Raw genomic sequence first — 20,043 nt, 5'->3', positions numbered from 1 at the left:
GGTCATGCGCCACTAGCTCAACGGATAGAGCATCTGACTACGGATCAGAAGGTTGGGGGTTCGAATCCCTCGTGGCGCACACTGGTTGAGACAGTAACAAAAACCCCGCTGAACAGGCAAAACGCCGAAGCAGCGGGGTTTTTCTTTGCCTCCACGACGCACGATCGGACAGCGTTGAAGCGCGTTTGACAGCAACCGTGACAGCAACCCGCCCGGACAAGGCCCTTAGCGAGGGCCATCAGCTCGCCTCGGATTCAACGGTGCCCAGAGCCAAATCGATTGCCCGCGAGGCGTCGAGGAGTGCGCTTGGCATCACGTGCGAGTACAGGTCCATCGTGACGCTCAGCGTCGAATGCCCGAGCACATCCATCACCACTCGCGGCGACACGCCCTGGGCCATGAGCAAGGATGCGCACGTGTGCCGGAGATCGTGGAACCGGATGCGCCGCACCGCAGCCTTCGCGATCAGCGCATCGAAGTCACGCCGCAGGTTCGTCGGCTCCAAGGGCGTGCCGATGGACGTCGTGAACACCAGGTCGTAGGTGTTCGTCTCACCCGGCACATGTCGCAGTTCCTCAGCTTGCTGCTGCCTTTGACGCTCAAGAGCCGCAACGACCATCGCGGGCATGGGGACAGTCCGACGCGACCGCTGCGTCTTGGGCGGCCCGAACACGCGACCCGTTCCAGCACCGAGCCGCTGCATCGTGTGTCGGACATGAATCAGGCGATTGCTGAAGTCGACATCCGACCAGCGCAGCCCCAGAATCTCGCCCCGGCGAAGCCCCAAGCCGTAGGCCAGGGTGAACAGCGGAGCCAACCGATGCGACTCTGTGGCGACCCTGAACGTCTCCACCTCCTCAGGCGACCACGGCTTCGTTTCGACCTTCTCCCGGCGCGGCGAACGGGTCAGGCTCGCAACGTTTCGGCTCACCGCTTCCTCCCGGACCGCATCAGACAACATTGAGCGCAGCACAGCGTGAGCGAGCTGCACAGTCCGTGCTGAGACCCCAGTCCCGGCGACCACCGCGTGCAAGTGCCGCACGTGAGTGGGAGTCAACGATATGAGCTTGATCCGTCCAAGCGTCGGAAGGATGTACTTGCGCAGCATCCACGCGTAGTTCGAGTGCGTCGATGGCCGCAGCGTCCCACGAGTCGAATCGAGCCAATGCGCAGCATACGTGTCCACAGTCCAATCGCCGGTGAAGGCAGGAATGCCCTGCGCTGTCTGCTCGATCAGGTGCCGCAGCTTCGTGCTCACTTCCCCGCGCGTCCGGCCATAGACCTGCCGCCGCTTTCGTGAGCCGTCAGGCCGAAGGACATAGGTCGCCCCGACCCACCGGCCATCGTTGCGCTGATAGATTGAGCCTTCCCCGTTCGCGTTCTTGCTCACCGGGCCACCGTCGCCGTCGCCAGTCGTTCGGCGAAGTCGCGCAGCGCCGACACAGGAATGCGTCGACTTCGCCCGATCTTCACAGACGGGATCTCTTGCAACCGCAGCAGGTCGTACAGCGTCGACCTGCCAACCCCCAGAGCCTCGGCCGCTTCCTCCGGCGTAAGCATCAACTTGTCCATCGTTCTCGCCTTTCTCTCTCGTGCTGATTGATTGTGTTGTTACCGTCAGGCGGCCCTGCCGCTTTTCCATTGCGCATGTTCGCGTGCGCGTGCGGCGGCGGCATCTGCCAGGGCTTTGTCGCCGTCGCGGAGCCAGCCTGTGCCTTGGTATATCCAGGAACCGATGACCAAAGTGGCCTCTTCGTCTTCATCGGCCATGAGCCGTGCTTCAAGCTCAGCGGTGTCGAGTGGGCGGCCATGCCGTGCCGAGCCTCTGTTCCATTGCTGGAAGCGGCGGCGGGCTCGGCGCAGCCGGCCGAGAGTGACGGAGTAGCGGCGCGATTTGGTGGAGAAGTGGCCGCGGAAGCCGAGCATGCCCGACCAGCGACCGAGCAGGCCGTATGTGCTCTTCTTGCAGTCGTCGCAGAGCCGCCCGCGGTGTTCGTCGGCGGCGTGGGCGCATCCGTGTTCGCAGTCGGTCAAGGCTCGGGCCGCCAGTATTCGGCAGGTGTGTGCGAGCTGCAGGAGGTGGAGGCGCGGTTTCCTCGGGTCGAATCCGGCTGACTTGGTCGAGTATTTCGTGAGGTACGCCGCCACCTGTTCAGCTGTGACCTCATCGCCTGCGATCGCGCCGTGGCGCACGGTGCGCACATCAACCTGGTGCCCGAACCGCAGCAGCCGTGCGGTGTCATCTGTGTCCACGGGTGGAGCTGTCACCAGCACGGCAGCGGCAGCAGCTCGCACCGCCTGCTCGATCTCAGAGGCGGGCGCGGGAGCCGGCGATCCCTGCCCATCCGGGCCGTCGAGGCGGATCAGGGCGTGGAAGTGCGCTGCGCCGCGGGCTTGGAACTCGGCAACCTTGGCGTACTCGAGCCGCGCGACTGTGCCCAGCTTCGTGGCGGGTACATGCAGTTCAGCCGCGAGCTCGCGGCGCAGTGCGATGGTGAAGCGGCGCCACAATTCCGGCGCGAACCACTGCCAGATCGCCGCCGTTTCAATGTCGTAGCAATCGGCGCACAGGGGAGCGCCAACCTCCGGGTCGTGGTCGTCGTGCTTTGCCCAGCACCCCGCGGGGCGCCCGTGCTGGCATGGCCCCGACTTTGACCGGGGGCGGCAGGGCTTCCCGCTGCGTGTGGTGTGGACGGCCCCGAAGGATGGGGCGGTGAGGGTGACGAACAGAAGCGGGTTGGACTTGACCGACTCGGGCACGCCTTTGCCGCCATGCAGGCCTGTGGCGATCAGTTCGAAGGTGTCGCGGGCGTAGAGCCGGGAGCAGGCGGGGCAGATGTCTTCGCGCCGGTTTCCGCACGGTTTGAACAGCAACCCGAACGGCTGATCCTGCGAGCTGAACGACTCGACCAGCTCACCAGTGGTCCCGTCGAAGGTGTCGGCGGCACCGCGGAGTCGGATCGGGTGGGAGCAGTTTCCGACCTTCGCGAGGGTGTCCGCGAGCGCGGGCATGGACTTGTCTGCGAGCCGTTCGGTGATCGAGTCGAACGCTTCCGCCGACAGTGCGCCGAGGTCGAGGGGAACCTCTGGGTCGTGACCCCAGAAGCCCCCCTCGGCCCCGGCGCGCCCGTTCATGCTGCCTCGGCCTCCGCACCCGACTCAGCAACCTGTGAAGCTGCGATCTCGCAATAGGCCGCCTCGAGACAGAGCGCGATCTGTTGCGCGTGGTCAGCGGCCTTCCGTGTCAGAGCGGCCACAAGGCGTCCGCGAACGGCGGGATCGGCGGCCTCCGCGGTCTGAAAGGATCGCTCGATCCCCTGCGCCAATCGGGTCAGCAATTCGGCGAGATTGTAGCCACCGGCCGCCTCGAGATTCGAGAGGATCTCGCACGCCTCCGCAGCCGGGACCACTCTGCCAGTGACGGCCATACTCAAGTGGTGCATCCCGTCGAACAGCTCGATACCGAGCTCACTCGTGCTGCGCATCATCGCTTCCGATCACGACCGGGGGCGCGTAGGTCCGGGCCAAGCGTCCAATATCGGTGTCGGTGACATGGAACGCCCGCGCACGTGTCGGAGTCGCGTGCCCGTCCTCCATCACGTAAGCGACCCCCGGCAGCGCGTCCGGGATCTGATCACACAGCGCGCCGGCGGCTCGTGCCCCGGAGCCGAGGATCATGTCGACTTGGGCCGCTTCGGCGAATCGCAGCCCGATCCGGATCGGGAACAGTTGCCGCAGGTTGACGACCTCTTTCGATGGGTCTTGGACGGCGGCGACGACGGAGACCCCGACCGCGCGGCCCTGAGAGAGGATCAGCGCGAGAAGCTGGCTGACCTCGGCGGCGACCTTCCGATCGGTCTGATACGCCACCAACGAGGCCAGCTCGTCGATGACGACGAGAATCAGGGGATCCTCTGGGGTGGGTTCATGTTGCCGTGAGGTGCCGCGGAGCGCGTTCGCCCGCCGGGTGAGCGTGGCGGCGGCATCCCGCAACAGCGCCAAGGCTCCCTCGCCGGTGTCGTACGCGAACCGCGAGAACAAGGCTGCCCCCTGGCCAAACTCCATCCCACCCTTGGGGTCGATCACCCACGCCTGCACCGTCCCGTCGTGGATCACAGGTCCCAGAGCGGAGAGCATCGACCACACCACCGACCCCTTGCCCGATCCCATCAGCCCCGCAACGAGGACATGGCGACCGAGAACCCGAACCGTCCACGCTGCCCCGTTCTCACCGGAGCCGATGACGAGATTTCCGAGGTCGGGGGTTCCAGCTGGCGTCGGCAGTGGCAACGACTGACGCAGGTCGTCGAGGCGACGCAGGCTCACCCGGACCCGCCCCGGACCGATCAGAGAGACCGTGACCGACTGCACGCCGAAAGCATGAGCGAGCGCTTCGGAGCGCATCGACCAGTCAGCGAGGGTCTGCCCGAACACCAGGTCTACGCGCAGCTCGTCCATCGACTGCCCAATCCGTACGCGACGCAGTCGAGGAACCACAGGCTCCTTATCCAACACCGGGGCAAGGCCGAGGAGGGCGCACACCTGAGCCCACCGCGACCGGTACGTGTGCCAGGAACGCCACCGCTTACTCAGCGGCCGAACGAACGCGCGACGGAACACGCGCGGCCACACCATCCACCAGAGCAAAAGCAGCACCGCTGATGCCGCAACGACCTTGAGGGCCGCCCACGGGCCGTAGATGTACAGAGCCACCAGAGTGGCGAGCACGGGGACGCTGATCAGGGGGAACAGCACTGCCCACCTGATCAGCGTGACCCACAGGCGGATCATGCCCCACATGCACTTGGCGATCAGCAGGAACAGAACCGTGAAGAGCTCGTCTGTGTCATCCGAGCCGAACGGATCCTTCGACCGCGAGCTGACCATGACTCACGCCGCTCCCGGCTCGGCCTTGCCAGTGTTGTGCGCTGGCGCGATCTTTTCAGCACGGAACGACCAGGCGATACGCGGCCGGTTGCCGGAGTCATCGACATACGGCAGTGCCGACAAGCCCTCGAATCGCACCGGAGTCCACGGAAACGGCGTGTTGTTCTTCGGCACCTCCGGCATCGTCGCTGAGGCGAACTTAACCGAAACGCCGATGTCCTTCCGGGACGCATCGTCATCCATGTCGATCACCGTGCACTGCCACATCGGCAGCCCCGTTTCCTTGTCCCGCTGCTGTGGCTTGCTTCCGTCCGGGAGCGCTGCGCCGTTGAAGTCCGTCACCGGCTCGACATCGCCACGCAGAAAGGCGCCCTTCGGAAACGCCGTCTCATTCGTGATTCCAAAACGCCTTGAAATAGCCATGATGCAATCCCTTCGTTTAGACCGGTAAACCCAGGTCGCGAGCGCGAACCTGTATTTGATTTAGGGGCCTAAACCTGAGGCTAGCTTTCTCGCAAACCGACGTCAAGACCCCTAAACTTGGCGAGTGTCCTATGACGAGTTCGCAGATGTGCGACGCGACCCAGACCCGGTAAGCCGGGGCCGGCGTGCCACGGAGTTGCTCGCCGTGTATCAACAGCGGTCGACCGAACTTGCGCGACTTCGGCATGAGGCGCTTGAGGAAGCACACGAGCAGCTTGGGATGCCGTACAGCCAGATCGCCACAGCGATTGGCATTACGAAAGGCCGCGTCACACAGATCCGGACATCGGCGCCGAGCCGAGCTCGCCCATTGTTCGGGGTCGGTCCCGTGACAATCGTCCTGCCGTTCCGGTATCAGGTTACCGACCGCGAGCGTCCGTTACTGGCAGCTGAGGATGTGGCCGCGGGCGAGCTCGCCAAGCAGTTACTCGAGTCCTTCGGATTCGCAACACGCGTCGCTCAGCTCGGTCCGGAGGATCACCACCTGCCCGAAGGGGATTTGTTCGTCATCTGTGGTCCGAAGTCGTCGCCCGCGGTTGCGCAGCTCTTCGCGTCGGACCCGCGTCTCACAATGACCGAGGACGGTTCCGGTTGGTTCATCGAGAACCGTGCCACGATTGAGCGCTACCGCTCGCCACTGGACGAGGCGAGCACGAGAGCATCCGACACGGCCTACGTCGCACGTCGCACCGAGGGAACAAGAACGATTACGCATGTCGCGGGCATCCACGCGATCGGCTCGCTTGGCGCTGTCGAGTATCTGACGCAGCACGCGGCGGATCTCTACCAGGCGACCGCACCACGCGACTTCTCACTGATCGTGGCCAGCGACCACAAGGGACTCACGATCACGCGCACCGAGGCGCTGGAACTGCCGCTGGTATGGGGCGACTGATGCGCGTCGAAACGGCGATGCTGCCCGAAGCGAGATCGTCGCAGGACCGCATTTTTGTCACGCCGTCAGCGGTGATCATGCTCGACGGAGCGACTGCATTCGTCCCGGCTCCTGTCACTCCCGACCAGTACGTCGACACGCTCGGCGGCCACCTGGTCGAGTCCCTGACCACACAGCCGGCCATAGAGCTGACCGCCGCACTTGCCGACGGGATTGCACAGACAGCTCGGGAACTCGAGCTGGAAGCCGGCAGATCGCCATCCAGCACAGTCGCCATCGTCAGACAGCGCGACCAAAGCGTCGACTTCTTGGTCCTCGGAGACACGCAGCTCGTCACTCCCACCGCGATCGTCCTTGACGACCGAATCGCCGAAGTCGCCACGATCGAGCGTGTTCGCTATCGCGAACGCCTCGCTAGCGGGGGCGGATTTGACCAGAGACACCGCCAATACCTGCGAGAACTACAAGCCAAACAAGCGGAGTATCGGAATCGGGATGGAGGCTACTGGATCGCGGAGGCTGATCCGAGAGCGGCAACGAGAGCGGCAGTGGGAGCATTCGCCATCAACTCTGGTCATTGGGCGGTGCTGGCAACTGACGGCGTATATCGACCCATGGTCCGCCTCGGCCTCGATTACTGGGAAAGCGTTTCAGCGCACAACTCCGAAACGTTGACCCAATTGCTCGCCTACCTGGACGGCTGGGAAGCTGATGTCGACCCCGACGGCGTCCACCTACCACGCGCAAAACGCCACGACGATAAGGCGATAGCCGCAATCACGTTCTAATTGAATTGCGCCGTTCGATTGCCTCCGCAAGCCAAGCGATCCGCGGTAAATGCCGAGTTACGTGCGCTGGCTAGCCCTGACTAAGTTGGGCCGCGAATCCACCAGCGTGCACAGGGCCTACCGAGCTGACTGCATCGGAGCCCTATTGGAAGCGCAACTATGCGCCCGAAGTCCACCACTCCGCCGCCCTCGGCCAAGCGGTCCGCCGCATGTGCCCTTTGGTTAGGCGCCCCCACACGCAGGGGCGGTGGCCGGAGAAGAGCCGGATGAGAAGAAGGACATCAAGCAACACCCGGACTGGTACGGAAAGGCTGTCACGATGGCCGAGATGGTCGGCAGGCGGACGAGGTGCTGCGCTAGCGCGCGTCGATTATCAGCGGCGTTTTCCAGGTCAGATGGCAGTTCCGAGCACGTAGGTCTGGATCGCAATGACGGCGGCGCCGCGGCACCATTCGACATCGTCGCCGGGCGTAGTGACGATGTCAAGGTCGGCGGCGCGGGGGTCGCGATCGCGGCGGATGCCTTCGAGCACGGCATCCGACGCGACATCGAACAACTGCACGCCCTCGCCGCCGAGCACGATGCGCTGCGGCATGGTCAGGTTCGCGATGGCGGCGAGAAGGCGGCCGAGACCGAGGCCCGCGTCGTCGACGACGCGCCGCGCGGCCGGGTCGCCGGCCTCCGCGAGGCTCAGCGCCTCGGCGTAGTCGACCTTGCGCCCGACCCCCGACGAGACCGCCGCCGTGATCGCCGGCTGCGTGAGCACGCTGTGCGCGCATCCCCGGTGACCGGCGGGGCAGAGTGGGCCGAGCGGGTCGAGGGGCCAGTGCCCGACCAGTCCGATACCGGCGTCGTCGTTCGAGACGATCGCGTCGTGCTCGACCAGCCCGTACCCGGTGCCGGCTCCGAGCGTCACGACCGCAAAACGCTCGAGGCCGCGGCCCGCGCCGAACCAGTGCTCGGCCTCGGTGAAGGCGATAACGTCGTTTTGCACCACGGTCGGTAGGTTGCACCGCGACTCGACCATTGCTCGGAGCGGCACATCTGTCCAGTCCAGAAACGGCGCGCTGCACACCGTTCCGTCCTCCGCGATGCGGCCGCCGAGGCCGATTCCCAGCGCCGTTGCATCCGGTGCGACCTCAAGCAGGTCGCTCACGAGAATGGCAATCGCATCGGCGACGTCGTCAGGCGCCCGAGAGGGCAGGCTTCGGGAAATCGAGTACAGGACCGCTGCGCGAAGGTCTGTGACGACCCCTTGGAGGTTTTCTCCGGTGAGCTTCATGCCGAGGAAGTGCCGCGAGTCGGGTTTGATATCCAGGGGGCGTGACGGGCGTCCCGCTCGTCCGTCCTGGTATTCCCCCATCTCGACGAGGAGCCCATCCTCGACGAGGGGCGTACTCAACCGGGTCAACGAGCCGGCCGAGAGTTTGAGCCTCCGGGCGATTTCACTGCGTGATATCGGACCATGGAGGAGGACTTCGAGCGCGACATCCCGCGAAGCAGCAGGTCTCGCGGTCCAGGTGGCTGATTCGATGCTCACACGTTCACTTTCTTCGGTGGGCTTTCAGGCTAACGCCAGCTTCGAGCGTTGTGTCCGTTCCGTTACAAAAATAATCATGCCATGAACTTGCGCCTTCGGAGCCTTTTCGGTAATGATTATTTCTGTTGTGGAAACAACCACTTGGCGGTGCAGGTCATCCGCCTCGCGCCGCAATTCAGCTGAGCTCCGTCTCACACCTAGTACGCATGCCTGCGCATGCCGAACAACGCCGTTCGAGAAAGGCATTACCACAGTGAAGAACAAAGTCACGATCGCCGCAGCCGCGGCCCTTGCCGCGGGAGCACTCCTGCTCACCGGTTGTTCCTCGGGGGCGACCAGCGCCTCGAGCGCACCGCTGGCGTCGGCCGGCGCTAAGAAGATCTCGGGGACGGTTACGTTCTGGGACGCCTACAGCTCGGACTCGCCGGAGGTCTCGACCCTCGAGAAGGTCATCATCCCGGCGTTTGAAAAGCTGCATCCCGGCGTCACCGTCAAGGACGTCGCCGTTCCGTACAACGACCTGCATCAGAAGCTCGTGACCGCTGTCGCAGGCGACCAGCTGCCCGACCTGGTACGTGCGGACATCATCTGGGTCCCCGAACTCGCCAACCTCGGCGTGCTCGAGCCCCTCGACACGGACATGCCCGACTTCAAGACGCTGGCTGGCGAAACCTACCCGGGCAGCCTCGCCACCAACAAGTGGAAGGGTCACTACTACGGCCTGCCGCTCGACACGAACACCCGTGTGATGCTCTACAACCAGCAGACGCTGCAGAACGCCGGCATCACTGCGGCTCCGACCACCCTCGACCAGATGATGGCCGACGGTGCCGCGCTCAAGGCCAAGGGTGACTACGTCTACGCCGACGGCGGCACCAGTGGATGGAACGTTCTTCCCTTCATCTGGAGCGCCGGCGGCGACATCACGAACTCCGGCTACACCAAGGCCACGGGATACATGAACAGCCCGACCACGGTGAAGGTCGTTCAGGAGTTCGTCGACATGTACAAGCAGGGGTATATCCCGAACATCGTGCTGGGTACCCCCGGTGGCCTTGGCACCGAGGATGGCCTCGCAAAGGGCACGTACGCGAGCCTTCTCGACGGCCCGTGGGCCTTCCCCATCCTGCAGTCGCAATATCCCAAGTTCCAGATCCAGACGGCGCCGGTTCCGTCGGGCGCGGCCGGCAGCGTCAGCGTCGTCGGCGGTGAGGATGTCGTGCTGACCAAGTCCTCGCAGAACAAGGACGCCGCGGCTGAGTTCATGCGTTATCTCCTTTCGCCCGCCGCGCAGCTCGCGATGGCCAAGGTCGGTCAGATGCCCGTGCTCTCGAACCTCGGCAGCCAGCTGACGACGATCCAGTCGTACTATGCGCCGTTCCAGAAGCAGCTCAAGGACGCCAAGCCGCGCCCGGTGACGCCGGCAGAGACGCAGATCGACACGATCCTGCAAAACGAGATCACGTCCGCTCTCAAGGGTCAGATCACGGTTCAGAAGGCGATGGACAGCGCGGCGAGCCAGACCGACGTGCTCCTCGCCAAGTACTCCAAGTGACGGGAGCCCGCTCGTGACCACCATGACTCCGGAGCGGTCGGTCGTGGAGCGGCCCGAGGGCGCCCGGCAGAGGACCTCTTCTGCCGGGCGCCGCCGGCGCCGCGTCTCCTACGTCGCCTATGCCTTCGTGCTTCCCGGGTTCGGCCTCTACACGCTGATCGTGCTCTACCCAGCCGTGCAAACCTTCCTGCTTAGCATGCGCAACTGGAACATCGTTCCTGGGCAGCCCAGTCCGTGGGTGGGGTTCGCTAACTATCTCCAACTCATCCACGACCCAGTGTTCCTCGACTCGGTGGTGAATTCGGTCTTCTACACCGCCGCCACGGTCCCACTCCAGATCGTGATCGGCCTGGGCCTCGCGGTACTGCTCGACAGCAAGCTACCCGGGCGCGTGGTGTTCCGGGTGATCTTCTACTTGCCGGTCGTGACCAGTTGGGTGGTGGTCTCGTTGCTGTTCCAGTACATCTTCGGGTCTGATGACAGCCTCGCGAACGCCGTCTTCGTGAACGTCCTGCACCTCGCACCTCACAATGTCGACTGGCTGGGGAACCGCTGGACGGGACTGGCGTCGATCGCCACCCTGGGTATCTGGAAGGGCGTCGGCTGGTCGATGCTCATCTTCCTCGCTGCGCTGACGGCAGTCCCCCGCGAGCTACATGAGGCGGCGGCGCTTGACGGCGCAGGGGCGTGGTCCCGGTTCCGGAACGTGTCCCTACCTGCCATCCGCCCGGCGACCCTTGTTGTCGTCCTGTTGCTCATTATGGGCGGGTTTCAGGTCTTCATCTCGGTCCTGCTGATGACGGGCGGCGGCCCGAACAACGCTACCCAGGTGCCGCTGACCTACATGTATACGCAGGCCTTCGCCAACTACAACTTCAGCTACGGATCGGCGATCTCGTTCGCGCTCACGATCCTGGTGCTCGTCCTGTCCGCGGCGCAGTACGCCTGGACGCGCAGCCGCACGAAGGGAGCATGATGGTCGTCCAGCGCTGGAGGCGCATCACCGACTACGTCATCCGATACGCGATCCTCACGGTCGTCGGCACAGTGATGATCTACCCGTTCCTCTACATGTTGTCGACGTCATTCAAGTCGCGCTCATGGATCCTTAACGACCCGTTGCAGCTCATCCCGAAGGACCCAACCCTCGCGAACTACGTCACCGCGCTCGGCGCGAACCACTTCGGCCTGTTCTTCCTGAACTCGACCCTAGTGTCGATCGCGAGCACGTTCTTGATCGTCTTCGCGTCGTCGATGATGGCCTACGGCTTCAGCAGGTTCGACTTCCCGGGAAAGCGCTTCTTCTTCGTCGCGATCATCGTCGGCCTCACAATCCCGACGATGATGCTGATCATTCCGCAGTTCCTGCTGGCGCGGGACCTGCACCTGCTGAACTCGCTGCAGGGCCTCGTGCCCTTCTACGTGGGCTCGGCGCTCGGATTCAACACGTTTCTACTCTCGGGCTTCTTCGAGTCGATTCCCCGTGAACTTGACGAGGCGATGCTCGTGGACGGTGCGAGCGCTTGGCGCCGCTACTGGAACCTCGTGCTGCCGCTGGCGAAGCCCGCACTTGCTACGTGCACGATCTTCGCCTTCCTCGGCACGTGGGACGAGTACGCGTGGGCCCTCACCACGCTGAACGACCCCAATGTGCGCACCCTGCCGATTGCGATTGCGCTTTTCCAGGGCGAGCACTCGACCAGCTGGGGCCTGGTCTTCGCGGCATCCATGATCGCGATGGTCCCGGTCTTCATCGTCTACATCATCTTCCAGCGACACTTCGTCGCCGGCCTTGCAGCAGGAGCAGTAAAGAGTTGACCCAGATCCAGACCACCCAAACCATCGACGTGCGCGAGGTGAGCCGCACGGTGCTCCTCGACGGCCAGGCACCGTCCGGTGCCTACGTAGCCTGCCCGACGTTCTCGCAGTACGGCTTCGGCTGGTTGCGGGATGGCGCCTACTGCGCTCTCGCCCTCGAGGCCATCGGCGAGCACGAGTCCGTCGTACGCTTCCACGCCTTCATCGCGGGCGTCATCGAGGCGCGAGCGGAGCGTGTCGAGAAGATCGTCGCCGCGCTGGACGCCGGCGAGTCCGTCGCCACCGCCGAGTGGCTACCCACGCGCTACCGCCTCGACGGCACCGAGGAGGGCGACCACGAGAACGGGTGGCCCAACTTCCAGCTCGACGGCTACGGCACGTGGCTATTCGCGCTGCACTCGCTCTACGGCGCGGCGGTCCCCGCCGAGTTCGTTCCGGGCGCCCGCCTCGCCGCCCGCTACATCGCGGCGGCCTGGCGCACTCCCTGCTACGACTACTGGGAGGAGTTCGGTAACCGCGTGCACACCTCGACGCTCGCCGCGCTCGCGGCGGGTCTGCGCGGCGCGGCGCGGATGCTGGGCGATCCCGGCTTTGACGCGACGGCCGACGAGATCGTCGGGTTCATCGCGACGAACTGCGTCGCCAACGGCGTGTTCGTGAAGGGCCCCGAGGACGCCCGCGTCGACGGCAGCCTCGTCTCGCTCGCGACCCCGTTCGCCCTGTTCCCCGCGGACGACCCGGTGATGGCGGCGACGATCGAGCGCATGCGTTCCGAGCTCGCCTCGCCGAGCGGCGGCATCCGCCGCTACCTCGGCGACGACTATTACGGCGGTAGCCCCTGGGTGCTCCTGACCGCCTGGCTCGGCTGGCACGACCGGGTGAACGGCGACGAGACCGGCCACCGCCGCGCGGTCGACTGGGTCGAGGGCGCCGTCTCGCCCGCGGGGACCCTGCCCGAGCAGGTCACCTCGGAACCTCAGTTGCCTGAGTTCGTCGCGCAGTGGGAGAAGCGCTGGGGGCCTGTCGCCGACCCGCTGCTGTGGTCGCACGCGAAGTACCTGCTGCTGCTGAACGGGTCGGTCTCGCAATGGAGCTGATCCTGAGCAAGGCCTCATCTGTGGTAGTACCCACCCCTGATGTTGATGGAGATGCCCGTGTCAGTTGAGTCCGAACCCCTTCGTCTGATCCAGGTCGGGCTGGGCGGCTGGGGCCGATCCTGGGCGGCCGAGCTGTTGAAGCACCCCAAGCTGGTCCGCACCGAAGCCTATGTCGACATGGCGCCGGCAATGCTTGCGGCGCTGCGCGACGACACCGCGATCGCGGAGTCGATGTGCTTTGACTCGTTCTCGGAGGCCTTGCGCTCGACGGATGCCGACACCGTCCTGGTCACGACCGCGCTTCCACACCATGCCTCGGTCGCCATCGAGGCGCTCGAGGCGGGCAAGGACGTGATCGTCGAGAAGCCGCTCGCGCCGACTCTGGCCGAGGCGCGCCGCATGATCGACTCTGCAGACGCCGCCGGGCGCCAACTCGTCGTGAGCCAGAACTACCGCTTCTACCCCGCTGCGCAGAAGGCGGCGGAGCTGGTGCGAACGAAGGCTCTCGGTGAGGTCGGATCCGTCTCGGTGTCCTTCCGCAAGTACGCGAACACCGCAGAACCAGAGGGCTGGAGCCACTACGTCCTTCCCGATCCGCTCCTCATGGACATGTCGGTGCACCACTTCGACCTGATGCGGTTCGTTCTGGGCCGCGAGCCGCGCTCGGTCGCAGCAGCCGCATGGAATCCCAGCTGGAGCCGATTCCGCGACCCGGCCTCGGCCATAGCACAGGTGGTCTTCGGCGACGATCTCGTCGTCGACTACCGCGGAAGTTGGGTGAGTACAGCGCGACCCACCCTGTGGTCCGGCGAGTGGGTGCTCGAGTGCGAAAACGGGACGATCGAATGGACAGGCCGCGACGACAGCGGAACCACCGCGGATGAACTGGTCATCCATCACCGCGACGGTGAAATCGAGAACGTCGCGCTGCCGTCCCGACCCTACTTCGACCGGGTCGGGACGATCGCCGAGTTCGCGGCGGCGCGGCGTGAGTCGCGGATGCCTCAGACCCATGCCCGCGACAACATCAACACCCTCCTACTCACGCTCGGCACGATCGCGGCGTCGCGCGCGGGGACCGTCGTCCAACTCGATGCCGTCGATGCGGCATCTGACGACACCATCAACAAGTCCAACACGAAAGAAGCACTATGAGCCTGCAAGTCACCGTCTGGAACGAGTTCCGCCACGAGAAGAACGACCCCGAGGTCGCCGCGATCTATCCGGACGGTATCCACGCCACCCTGGCCTCTGCGCTCCGCGCGCACGGCATCGACGAGGTTCGCACCGCGACCTTGGACGACCCCGAACACGGCCTCGACGTCGAGACCCTGGCGTCGACCGACGTCCTGATCTGGTGGGGCCACCTGCACCACGAGGACGTCGCAGACGAAGTCGTCGATCGGGTGCAGCAACGCGTGCTCGAGGGCATGGGGCTCGTCGTGCTTCACTCCGGGCACGGATCGCGGATCTTCCAGCGCCTCATGGGCACCACGTGCAACCTGATCTGGCGCGAGGCCGACGACACCGAGGTGCTCTGGAACGTTGCGCCCGGGCACCCGATCACCGAGGGCATCGGCCAGCGCTTCATCATCGAGCGCGAGGAGATGTACGGGGAGCACTTCGAGGTCCCGACCCCGGATGAGCTCGTCTTCATCAGCTGGTTCAGCGGCGGCGAGGTCTTCCGCAGCGGAGCCTGCTACCGCCGTGGCGCCGGGAAGATCTTCTACTTCCGCCCCGGGCACGAGACCTACCCGACCTACCACAACCCGCAGGTCCAGCGGGTGATCGCCAACGGCGTGCGCTGGGCCGCACCCCAGGTGGCATGGTCGTCCAACTTCGGCAATCCGGCCCCCGTCATCACCCGATGACGACGACAAGCGGAGGCGAGGCTCAGTCTTAGGCGTAAACCGCGTGGCTGCTCGGCATGGACTCACAGAGCGTCCTCGCCGGGTGGCAGCCCCGAGGAACGGGGTTTCTCGGGCAGTGGATCAGGCTGGGACATGAACGTCCCCGCTCGCGTCAAGGGCGCTTCGCGTCGCTATGCGATCGAGCTCGCTCGACCCTTGACCCGGCTGCATCTCAAGCCTGCCGCAGCTCACATGCCGCAACTTCGGAACACGACCGGACCCGCGTGCCCGTTCGGTGAGAACTTTCCGTACTGACTCAAGCGCGGCTCCGCCGCGCGGTGCGCCGCGGGCCGCGCTCTCTGTTCGCAAGCTCGCGTCGCACAGCCCGCAGCGCACCACCGGCAAGAGCTCCGATTCGACGGATCAGACGCACTTATCGCTCACAGCTGAGCGGCCGAGTCCCGAAAGACCTGGCCGCTCAGTTGACAGCAACCGTGACAGCAACCCGCCGCGATACGGGTGCGTCCCCGGCGACACCAGCGGACGAATACCCGCGGAATTCCGCCGATCTTGGACGCATGCGGACGCCGCCGCTTTGCCTACGGATCAGAAGGTTGGGGGTTCGAATCCCTCGTGGCGCACTCTGGTTGAGACAGTGACGAAGACCCCGGCTCGCGCCGGGGTTTTCGCTTTCCGCTCCTGGCCCGTCCCGGCCGTATGGGAGCGGAGTCCCCACTCCCATACGACATCGGGTAAGACCCCGGTGCGCTCGAGACGCCCCCTAACTGCGTGCGTGCGCGCCGGTGACTCTTCCAGGGTAACCGCGGAATAGACCGTACAGTCGACCCTGTTTCGGCGCGGCGTGCGGCCCGCGATCCGGGGCCTGCCCGAAACCGGAGGCCGCTGGTTATGCTGTGCGCCATGAGCACGAAGAGCAAGCAGGGACCGCATCAGGAGGAGACGCTGCACCTGGGCGCTCATCGGGGGATGTGGGGCGCCTTCGCCGGGCTGATCACGGCCGTCCTCATCGCCTACCCGCTCTCGGCGAGCGTGGCGTTTGCGACGCACCCGGCGACGCAGAAGCTGTTCGGCGAGCGGCTCGCGTCGGCGTCTCAGGCCGGCTTCCAGGCCTTCTGGTGGATCATCGCGCTGGGCTGCCTGGCGCTGCCGTTCATCGTGGGCTTCGGCATCGCGAGGATGTCGGCGCGCACCCTCGTCATCATCGGGGCGGTGGTCGTGATCTTCCTGATCCTGGTGCTGGTACTGGGGCAGATGTTCCTGTTCTGACGCGCCGGGCATCGGCTCCCGGTCGTTCTCACAACTCGACGTCGCCCAGGTCGTCCGCGTCGAGGTCGTCCGGCGACCCCATCACGGCCGGAACGCACTCCGCGAACGCATAGCGCAGCAGCACAGGCCATTCGCTGGAGTCGACCAGATCGAAGACGTCGACGACTGCCGCGCCTCCGATGTGGGAGGGCACGCGCAACTCGAAGGGAGGCTCGCTCGTCCGCTCGAACTCGATCTCGTAGGCGATGTCGCCACGTTCGAGCACGGCCAGCACGGTGTCCATGTCTTCCGTCCTACCCGTTCTGCTCCGCTGCCAAAACCCCCACTTCCTCCTCGGCGGCGGGATCCCGGCTAGAGGGTCAGCAGGCCGCGGCGGAAGGCACGGTTGCGGCCGTCCCGGTGCGGGTGTAGACGGGTGGGGAAGCCTCATCGACAAGGAGGTCGCGTCATGTCGTCGATCGTGGTGCAGTCGTTCGTCACCCTCGACGGCGTCGCCCAGGCGCCGGGCGGCCCGGAGGAGGACGTCGCGGGAGGCTTCCCCTACGGCGGGTGGCAGTTCGACTACGACGACGACGGCATCGTGCAGGAGTGGGAGAAGAACACGGAGGCCCTCCTGCTCGGGCGCCGGACCTACGAGATCTTCGCCTCCTCGTGGGGCGTCTGGAGTGAGGACGAGGAGGGGTTCCAGGGCGAGCTCACGCGCCGCTACAACCGCATCCCCAAGTACGTCGCGTCGCGAACGCTCAGCGAGGTCGGCTGGCAGAACTCCTACCTCCTCGGCCCGGACGTACCCGCGGCGGTCGATCGCCTGCGCGCGGAGCCGGGAGGGGAGATCCGGGTGTGGGGGAGCACGGGCCTGATCCGCACCCTGGCCGAGCACGATCAGGTGGACGAGTATCGCCTTCTGGTGCACCCGCTCGTGCTGGGCACCGGAAAAAAGCTGTTCGGCGACGGTTTCCCGTACTCGAGGCTTGCGCTGGTCGACTCACGGTCGACCAGCGCGGGTGTGGTGGTCAATGTCTACCGCAGGGCGGCAGGCTGAGGCGGCGGACGCCGCCACCCCGCCGCCGCTGTCGTCATAGGCTGACCGCATGGCCGGTGGAGCTCAGGACGACCGCAGCGTCGCGGAGCGCGTCTTCGCGATCGCGGACGCCTTCGAGCGCGGCGACGAGCTGACCCTCAGCGAGGTCGCCAGGCGGGCAGGGCTGCCCGTCTCCACCGCGCATCGACTGCTCGCCGAGTGGGTCGCCTGGGGCGGCCTGGTGCGCGGCGACGACGGCCGGTACCGCGTCGGTATGAAGCTGTGGCGGCTCGGCGCGCGTCAGCCCACAGCGCGAAAGCTGCGGGAGGCTGCACGTCCCTACCTGGACGACCTCTTGGAGGCGACGGGCGAACACGTCCACCTGGCCGTGCGCGACGGGCTCGGCGCGGTCTACCTCGAGCGGCTGTCGGGTCCGGGCGCCATCCGTGTCATCAGCGACGTGGGTTCGCGCCTTCCGCTGCATGCGACAGGGGTCGGCCTGGTGCTCCTGGCGTACGCACCGCCGGGCACGTTGGAGGAGGTGCTGGCGCAGCACCCGCGCAAGTTCCAGCCGAACACGCTCACGAGCGAGAGGGAGCTTCGCGCCCGGTTGGCGAGCATCCGCGCGACCGGGGCGTCGCGCTCGGTGGAGGAGCTGACGCGGGGGGCGTTCTCCATCGCGGCGCCGGTGCGCGACACGGCGGGTGACGTGGTGGCCGCGGTGTCGATCATCGCGCACGCCGAACGCGCAGACGAGCCGCAGTTCGCCCTCGGCGTTCGCATGGCGGCGCGTGGGATCTCCGCAGCGCTCGCCTCCGGCCGTTGAGCCTGTTCCGCGACCAGGGCGCACCGATACCTTCGACCCATGGTGATGCACAGAACGATCAGATCAGCGCTCGCGGCGGCCGTGGTGCTCGCCGCCCTGGCCGGATGCGCGTCGTCCGCGGCGGCCTCCCCGGCAGGCGATTGGGGAACCGTCACGGCGGGCCGGCCGTCGCTCACGATCGAGTCCGACGGCTCGTGGCATGGCAACGACGGCTGCAATGCCATGAAGGGAGACGGGAAGATCTCGGGCGCCGACTTCACTTTCGGGCCGTTCGCCTCGACCTTGATGGCGTGCGAGGGCGTCACGCCGTGGCTCAACCTCGCCGTCACCGCCAAGGTCGACGGCCAGTCGCTGATCGTGTATCGGGGTGACGGCACGAAGATCGGCTCGCTGCCGCGCCGGTGACCGGGTGATCCTCCGGACGAGCGACTCTCACTGGGTGGAACATCGTCACGCTCCGTGAGCCGACGCGATTCCTTTTCCATCCAGTGGAAAATCGGCTGTTGCGCGAGCGGCGGTGGCGAAAACTGGGACGACCTTCCCACCGACGCGAAAGGCGGAACATGCGTACCCAGGTCGCCATCATCGGGGCCGGGCCCGCAGGACTCCTGCTCGGCCACATCCTCCGGCGCGCAGGAGTCGGATTCGTCATCCTCGAACAGAAGAGCCGCGAGTACGTGCTGGGTCGCGTCCGCGCCGGCGTCCTCGAGCAGGGCTCGGTCGACATCCTGCGGGAGCTCGGGCTCGACAGCGACCTCGCCGAACGCGGTCTCACCCACCACGGCATCTACCTGCAGTACGAGGGGCAGCGCCACCATCTCGACTTCGTCGACCTCGTGGGACGCACGGTCACCGTCTACGGCCAGCAGGCGCTCGTGCGGCACCTGCTCGCCGAGCACGACCGCCTCGGGTCCGACGTCCGGTTCGAGACGACCGGGGTCGTCCCGCATGGCGTCGACACCGACGCGCCGTATGTGACGACCGACGCCGGCGAGCGGATCGACTGCGACTTCATCATCGGAACCGACGGCTACCACGGGGTCTGCCGACCGGCGATCCCGGGCGTCCGGGCGTTCGAGCGCAGCTACCCCTTCGCCTGGCTCGGGATCCTCGCCGACGTCGCCCCGTCCACCGACGATCTCATCTACGCCCTCCACCCCGACGGCTTCGCGATGCACTCCATGCGCTCGCTGGAGGTCTCGCGGCTCTACCTGCAGGTCGATCCCGACGAGTCGATCGACGACTGGTCAGACGACCGCATCTGGGAGGCGCTGCAGACCCGCCTCAGCGTCCCGGGCTGGACGCTCCGGGAGGGCGCCATCACCGAGAAGTCGATCACCCCGATGCGCAGCTTCGTCGCATCGACCCTCGAGCACGGGCGGCTGTTCCTCGCCGGCGACGCCGGTCACATCGTTCCGCCGACCGGCGCCAAGGGGCTCAATTCGGCGATCGCCGACGTCGCACTGCTCGGCCGGGCCCTGGACGCGCACTTCGGCGGGGACGATGCGCGGCTGAAGGGCTACAGCGCAGCCGCCCTCGCCCGCCAGTGGAAGGTGCAGCAGTTCTCCCAGTGGATGACCGAGATGCTCCACGTGCACCGCGAGGTCGACGACCCCTCGGCCCGGGCGTTCCGCTACCGCAGCCAGCTGGGCCAGCTGGAATACACGACCGGATCGCGCCACGCCCAGGCGGCCCTCGCCGAGCAGTACGCGGGCCTTCCCTTCTGAGGCACGTCCCGACAGCGACTCTGACGGAGAGCAAGCAGATGACGAACACGGAACAAGACCGGATCAACGCCGAGATCGCCCAGGTGCACGCCGCCGCGGCGGCCGCAGGGCCGCTGCCCGCGCATCCGCTCCGCGACTTCGCACCGTACCGCAGCTCCACACTGCGGCACCCCACCCATGAGCTGGTGCGTGCGGACCCCGAGGAGATCGAGCTGGTGTCGCCGGCGTTCGGACACACGGACGTCGCGGCCGAGGAGAGCGACCTGACG

At 66.1% G+C, this 20,043-nt stretch carries 22 protein-coding genes, 1 tRNA gene and 1 pseudogene; 15 read left to right on the top strand and 9 right to left on the bottom strand.

All coding sequences use genetic code 11. From position 1 onward, the window contains the following. The first annotated feature begins 6 nt into the window (after positions 1 to 6). A tRNA-Arg gene (locus Q0Q23_RS17185) sits at positions 7 to 79 on the top strand. A 159-nt stretch (positions 80 to 238) separates the two neighbouring features. Here Q0Q23_RS17185 and Q0Q23_RS17180 read toward each other — a convergent pair. The 6 genes from Q0Q23_RS17180 to Q0Q23_RS17155 form a co-directional block, all read right to left on the bottom strand. Further along, positions 239 to 1,390 carry a site-specific integrase gene (locus Q0Q23_RS17180; RefSeq protein ID WP_295126943.1) on the bottom strand — a complete coding sequence of 384 codons (1,152 nt, stop codon included), beginning with the start codon at positions 1,388 to 1,390 and terminating at the stop codon, positions 239 to 241. Next, the gene (locus Q0Q23_RS17175; protein ID WP_363316266.1) at positions 1,387 to 1,572 is read right to left on the bottom strand and encodes a helix-turn-helix domain-containing protein; all 186 of its coding nucleotides are present in this window, start codon (positions 1,570 to 1,572) and stop codon (positions 1,387 to 1,389) included. The genes Q0Q23_RS17180 and Q0Q23_RS17175 overlap by 4 nt, the downstream gene beginning before the upstream one ends. 45 nt (positions 1,573 to 1,617) lie before the next feature. Then, positions 1,618 to 3,135, bottom strand: coding sequence for a replication initiator (locus Q0Q23_RS17170; RefSeq protein ID WP_295126940.1), 1,518 nt, complete (start codon positions 3,133 to 3,135; stop codon positions 1,618 to 1,620). Continuing rightward, complete coding sequence (locus Q0Q23_RS17165) at positions 3,132 to 3,488, bottom strand: hypothetical protein (RefSeq protein ID WP_295126937.1); 357 nt, start codon at positions 3,486 to 3,488, stop codon at positions 3,132 to 3,134. Before Q0Q23_RS17165 ends, Q0Q23_RS17170 begins: the two co-directional genes overlap by 4 nt. Beyond that, a complete protein-coding gene (locus Q0Q23_RS17160) occupies positions 3,469 to 4,800 on the bottom strand; it encodes an FtsK/SpoIIIE domain-containing protein (RefSeq protein WP_295126933.1) in 1,332 nt (443 codons plus the stop codon). The genes Q0Q23_RS17165 and Q0Q23_RS17160 overlap by 20 nt, the downstream gene beginning before the upstream one ends. Positions 4,801 to 4,890: 90 nt before the next feature. Then, complete coding sequence (locus Q0Q23_RS17155; RefSeq protein ID WP_295126930.1) at positions 4,891 to 5,310, bottom strand: plasmid replication, integration and excision activator; 420 nt, start codon at positions 5,308 to 5,310, stop codon at positions 4,891 to 4,893. Between the two features lie 124 nt (positions 5,311 to 5,434). On the opposite strand from Q0Q23_RS17155, the gene Q0Q23_RS17150 reads away from it, so the two are divergent. Then, positions 5,435 to 6,265, top strand: a complete 831-nt coding sequence (locus tag Q0Q23_RS17150; protein ID WP_295126927.1) for a hypothetical protein — start codon at positions 5,435 to 5,437, stop codon at positions 6,263 to 6,265. After that, positions 6,265 to 7,053: a hypothetical protein gene (locus Q0Q23_RS17145; protein WP_295126924.1), complete on the top strand. Its 789-nt coding sequence runs from the start codon at positions 6,265 to 6,267 to the stop codon at positions 7,051 to 7,053. Before Q0Q23_RS17150 ends, Q0Q23_RS17145 begins: the two co-directional genes overlap by 1 nt. Positions 7,054 to 7,444: 391 nt before the next feature. Here Q0Q23_RS17145 and Q0Q23_RS17140 read toward each other — a convergent pair whose 3' ends face one another. Continuing rightward, the gene (locus tag Q0Q23_RS17140; RefSeq protein WP_295126921.1) at positions 7,445 to 8,593 is read right to left on the bottom strand and encodes an ROK family transcriptional regulator; all 1,149 of its coding nucleotides are present in this window, start codon (positions 8,591 to 8,593) and stop codon (positions 7,445 to 7,447) included. Positions 8,594 to 8,617: 24 nt separating this feature from the next. Then, complete coding sequence (locus tag Q0Q23_RS17135) at positions 8,618 to 8,839, bottom strand: hypothetical protein (RefSeq protein ID WP_295126918.1); 222 nt, start codon at positions 8,837 to 8,839, stop codon at positions 8,618 to 8,620. 7 nt (positions 8,840 to 8,846) lie between these two features. Between Q0Q23_RS17135 and Q0Q23_RS17130 the strand changes: the two genes are divergently transcribed. From Q0Q23_RS17130 to Q0Q23_RS17100, 7 genes are all read left to right on the top strand, one after another. Next, entirely contained in the window at positions 8,847 to 10,148 is a 1,302-nt protein-coding gene (locus Q0Q23_RS17130) for an extracellular solute-binding protein (protein WP_295126915.1), read from the top strand. Positions 10,149 to 10,170: 22 nt separating this feature from the next. Then, complete coding sequence (locus tag Q0Q23_RS17125; protein WP_295126946.1) at positions 10,171 to 11,124, top strand: carbohydrate ABC transporter permease; 954 nt, start codon at positions 10,171 to 10,173, stop codon at positions 11,122 to 11,124. Then, a complete protein-coding gene (locus tag Q0Q23_RS17120; RefSeq protein ID WP_295126912.1) occupies positions 11,121 to 11,966 on the top strand; it encodes a carbohydrate ABC transporter permease in 846 nt (281 codons plus the stop codon). Before Q0Q23_RS17125 ends, Q0Q23_RS17120 begins: the two co-directional genes overlap by 4 nt. Further along, positions 11,963 to 13,063: a glycoside hydrolase family 15 protein gene (locus Q0Q23_RS17115; protein WP_295126909.1), complete on the top strand. Its 1,101-nt coding sequence runs from the start codon at positions 11,963 to 11,965 to the stop codon at positions 13,061 to 13,063. Before Q0Q23_RS17120 ends, Q0Q23_RS17115 begins: the two co-directional genes overlap by 4 nt. Positions 13,064 to 13,120: 57 nt before the next feature. Further along, positions 13,121 to 14,218 carry a Gfo/Idh/MocA family protein gene (locus Q0Q23_RS17110; RefSeq protein ID WP_295126905.1) on the top strand — a complete coding sequence of 366 codons (1,098 nt, stop codon included), beginning with the start codon at positions 13,121 to 13,123 and terminating at the stop codon, positions 14,216 to 14,218. Continuing rightward, complete coding sequence (locus Q0Q23_RS17105; protein WP_295126902.1) at positions 14,215 to 14,934, top strand: ThuA domain-containing protein; 720 nt, start codon at positions 14,215 to 14,217, stop codon at positions 14,932 to 14,934. The genes Q0Q23_RS17110 and Q0Q23_RS17105 overlap by 4 nt, the downstream gene beginning before the upstream one ends. A gap of 900 nt (positions 14,935 to 15,834) precedes the next feature. Continuing rightward, positions 15,835 to 16,200 carry a hypothetical protein gene (locus Q0Q23_RS17100; protein ID WP_295126899.1) on the top strand — a complete coding sequence of 122 codons (366 nt, stop codon included), beginning with the start codon at positions 15,835 to 15,837 and terminating at the stop codon, positions 16,198 to 16,200. A gap of 28 nt (positions 16,201 to 16,228) precedes the next feature. Here the strand turns inward: Q0Q23_RS17100 and Q0Q23_RS17095 are convergent, their stop codons facing one another. Beyond that, entirely contained in the window at positions 16,229 to 16,483 is a 255-nt protein-coding gene (locus tag Q0Q23_RS17095; RefSeq protein WP_295126896.1) for a hypothetical protein, read from the bottom strand. Positions 16,484 to 16,648: 165 nt separating this feature from the next. Here Q0Q23_RS17095 and Q0Q23_RS17090 point away from each other — a divergent pair, with 165 nt between their 5' ends. The 5 genes and pseudogenes from Q0Q23_RS17090 to Q0Q23_RS17070 form a co-directional block, all read left to right on the top strand. Next, positions 16,649 to 17,242: a dihydrofolate reductase family protein gene (locus Q0Q23_RS17090; protein ID WP_295126893.1), complete on the top strand. Its 594-nt coding sequence runs from the start codon at positions 16,649 to 16,651 to the stop codon at positions 17,240 to 17,242. 49 nt (positions 17,243 to 17,291) lie between these two features. Further along, a complete protein-coding gene (locus Q0Q23_RS17085) occupies positions 17,292 to 18,047 on the top strand; it encodes an IclR family transcriptional regulator (protein ID WP_295126891.1) in 756 nt (251 codons plus the stop codon). 39 nt (positions 18,048 to 18,086) lie between these two features. Beyond that, entirely contained in the window at positions 18,087 to 18,452 is a 366-nt protein-coding gene (locus Q0Q23_RS17080; RefSeq protein WP_295126889.1) for an META domain-containing protein, read from the top strand. 158 nt (positions 18,453 to 18,610) lie between these two features. Then, positions 18,611 to 19,774, top strand: a complete 1,164-nt coding sequence (locus Q0Q23_RS17075) for a 4-hydroxybenzoate 3-monooxygenase (RefSeq protein ID WP_295126886.1) — start codon at positions 18,611 to 18,613, stop codon at positions 19,772 to 19,774. Between the two features lie 38 nt (positions 19,775 to 19,812). Further along, a pseudogene (locus tag Q0Q23_RS17070) lies at positions 19,813 to 20,043 on the top strand (protocatechuate 3,4-dioxygenase subunit beta); the annotation flags it as partial.

Source organism: uncultured Leifsonia sp. (genome assembly GCF_945957465.1).
Classification (GTDB): Bacteria; Actinomycetota; Actinomycetes; order Actinomycetales; family Microbacteriaceae; genus Leifsonia.
The sequence above is the reverse complement of the archived record's forward strand: the minus strand, read 5'-3'. Positions and strand labels throughout refer to the sequence as shown.

Excerpts from the sequence above, each read along its gene's own strand:
- Q0Q23_RS17165 (WP_295126937.1), bottom strand. The coding sequence starts at position 3,488 with ATGATGCGCAGCACGAGTGAGCTCGGTATCGAGCTGTTCGACGGGATG.
- Q0Q23_RS17085 (WP_295126891.1), top strand. The coding sequence starts at position 17,292 with ATGGCCGGTGGAGCTCAGGACGACCGCAGCGTCGCGGAGCGCGTCTTC.
- Q0Q23_RS17160 (WP_295126933.1), bottom strand. The coding sequence starts at position 4,800 with ATGTGGGGCATGATCCGCCTGTGGGTCACGCTGATCAGGTGGGCAGTG.
- Q0Q23_RS17105 (WP_295126902.1), top strand. The coding sequence starts at position 14,215 with ATGAGCCTGCAAGTCACCGTCTGGAACGAGTTCCGCCACGAGAAGAAC.
- Q0Q23_RS17100 (WP_295126899.1), top strand. The coding sequence starts at position 15,835 with ATGAGCACGAAGAGCAAGCAGGGACCGCATCAGGAGGAGACGCTGCAC.
- Q0Q23_RS17120 (WP_295126912.1), top strand. The coding sequence starts at position 11,121 with ATGATGGTCGTCCAGCGCTGGAGGCGCATCACCGACTACGTCATCCGA.
- Q0Q23_RS17170 (WP_295126940.1), bottom strand. The coding sequence starts at position 3,135 with ATGAACGGGCGCGCCGGGGCCGAGGGGGGCTTCTGGGGTCACGACCCA.
- Q0Q23_RS17145 (WP_295126924.1), top strand. The coding sequence starts at position 6,265 with ATGCGCGTCGAAACGGCGATGCTGCCCGAAGCGAGATCGTCGCAGGAC.
- Q0Q23_RS17095 (WP_295126896.1), bottom strand. The coding sequence starts at position 16,483 with ATGGACACCGTGCTGGCCGTGCTCGAACGTGGCGACATCGCCTACGAG.
- Q0Q23_RS17080 (WP_295126889.1), top strand. The coding sequence starts at position 18,087 with ATGGTGATGCACAGAACGATCAGATCAGCGCTCGCGGCGGCCGTGGTG.
- Q0Q23_RS17090 (WP_295126893.1), top strand. The coding sequence starts at position 16,649 with ATGTCGTCGATCGTGGTGCAGTCGTTCGTCACCCTCGACGGCGTCGCC.
- Q0Q23_RS17075 (WP_295126886.1), top strand. The coding sequence starts at position 18,611 with ATGCGTACCCAGGTCGCCATCATCGGGGCCGGGCCCGCAGGACTCCTG.
- Q0Q23_RS17175 (WP_363316266.1), bottom strand. The coding sequence starts at position 1,572 with ATGGACAAGTTGATGCTTACGCCGGAGGAAGCGGCCGAGGCTCTGGGG.
- Q0Q23_RS17155 (WP_295126930.1), bottom strand. The coding sequence starts at position 5,310 with ATGGCTATTTCAAGGCGTTTTGGAATCACGAATGAGACGGCGTTTCCG.
- Q0Q23_RS17125 (WP_295126946.1), top strand. The coding sequence starts at position 10,171 with ATGACTCCGGAGCGGTCGGTCGTGGAGCGGCCCGAGGGCGCCCGGCAG.
- Q0Q23_RS17135 (WP_295126918.1), bottom strand. The coding sequence starts at position 8,839 with ATGCCTTTCTCGAACGGCGTTGTTCGGCATGCGCAGGCATGCGTACTA.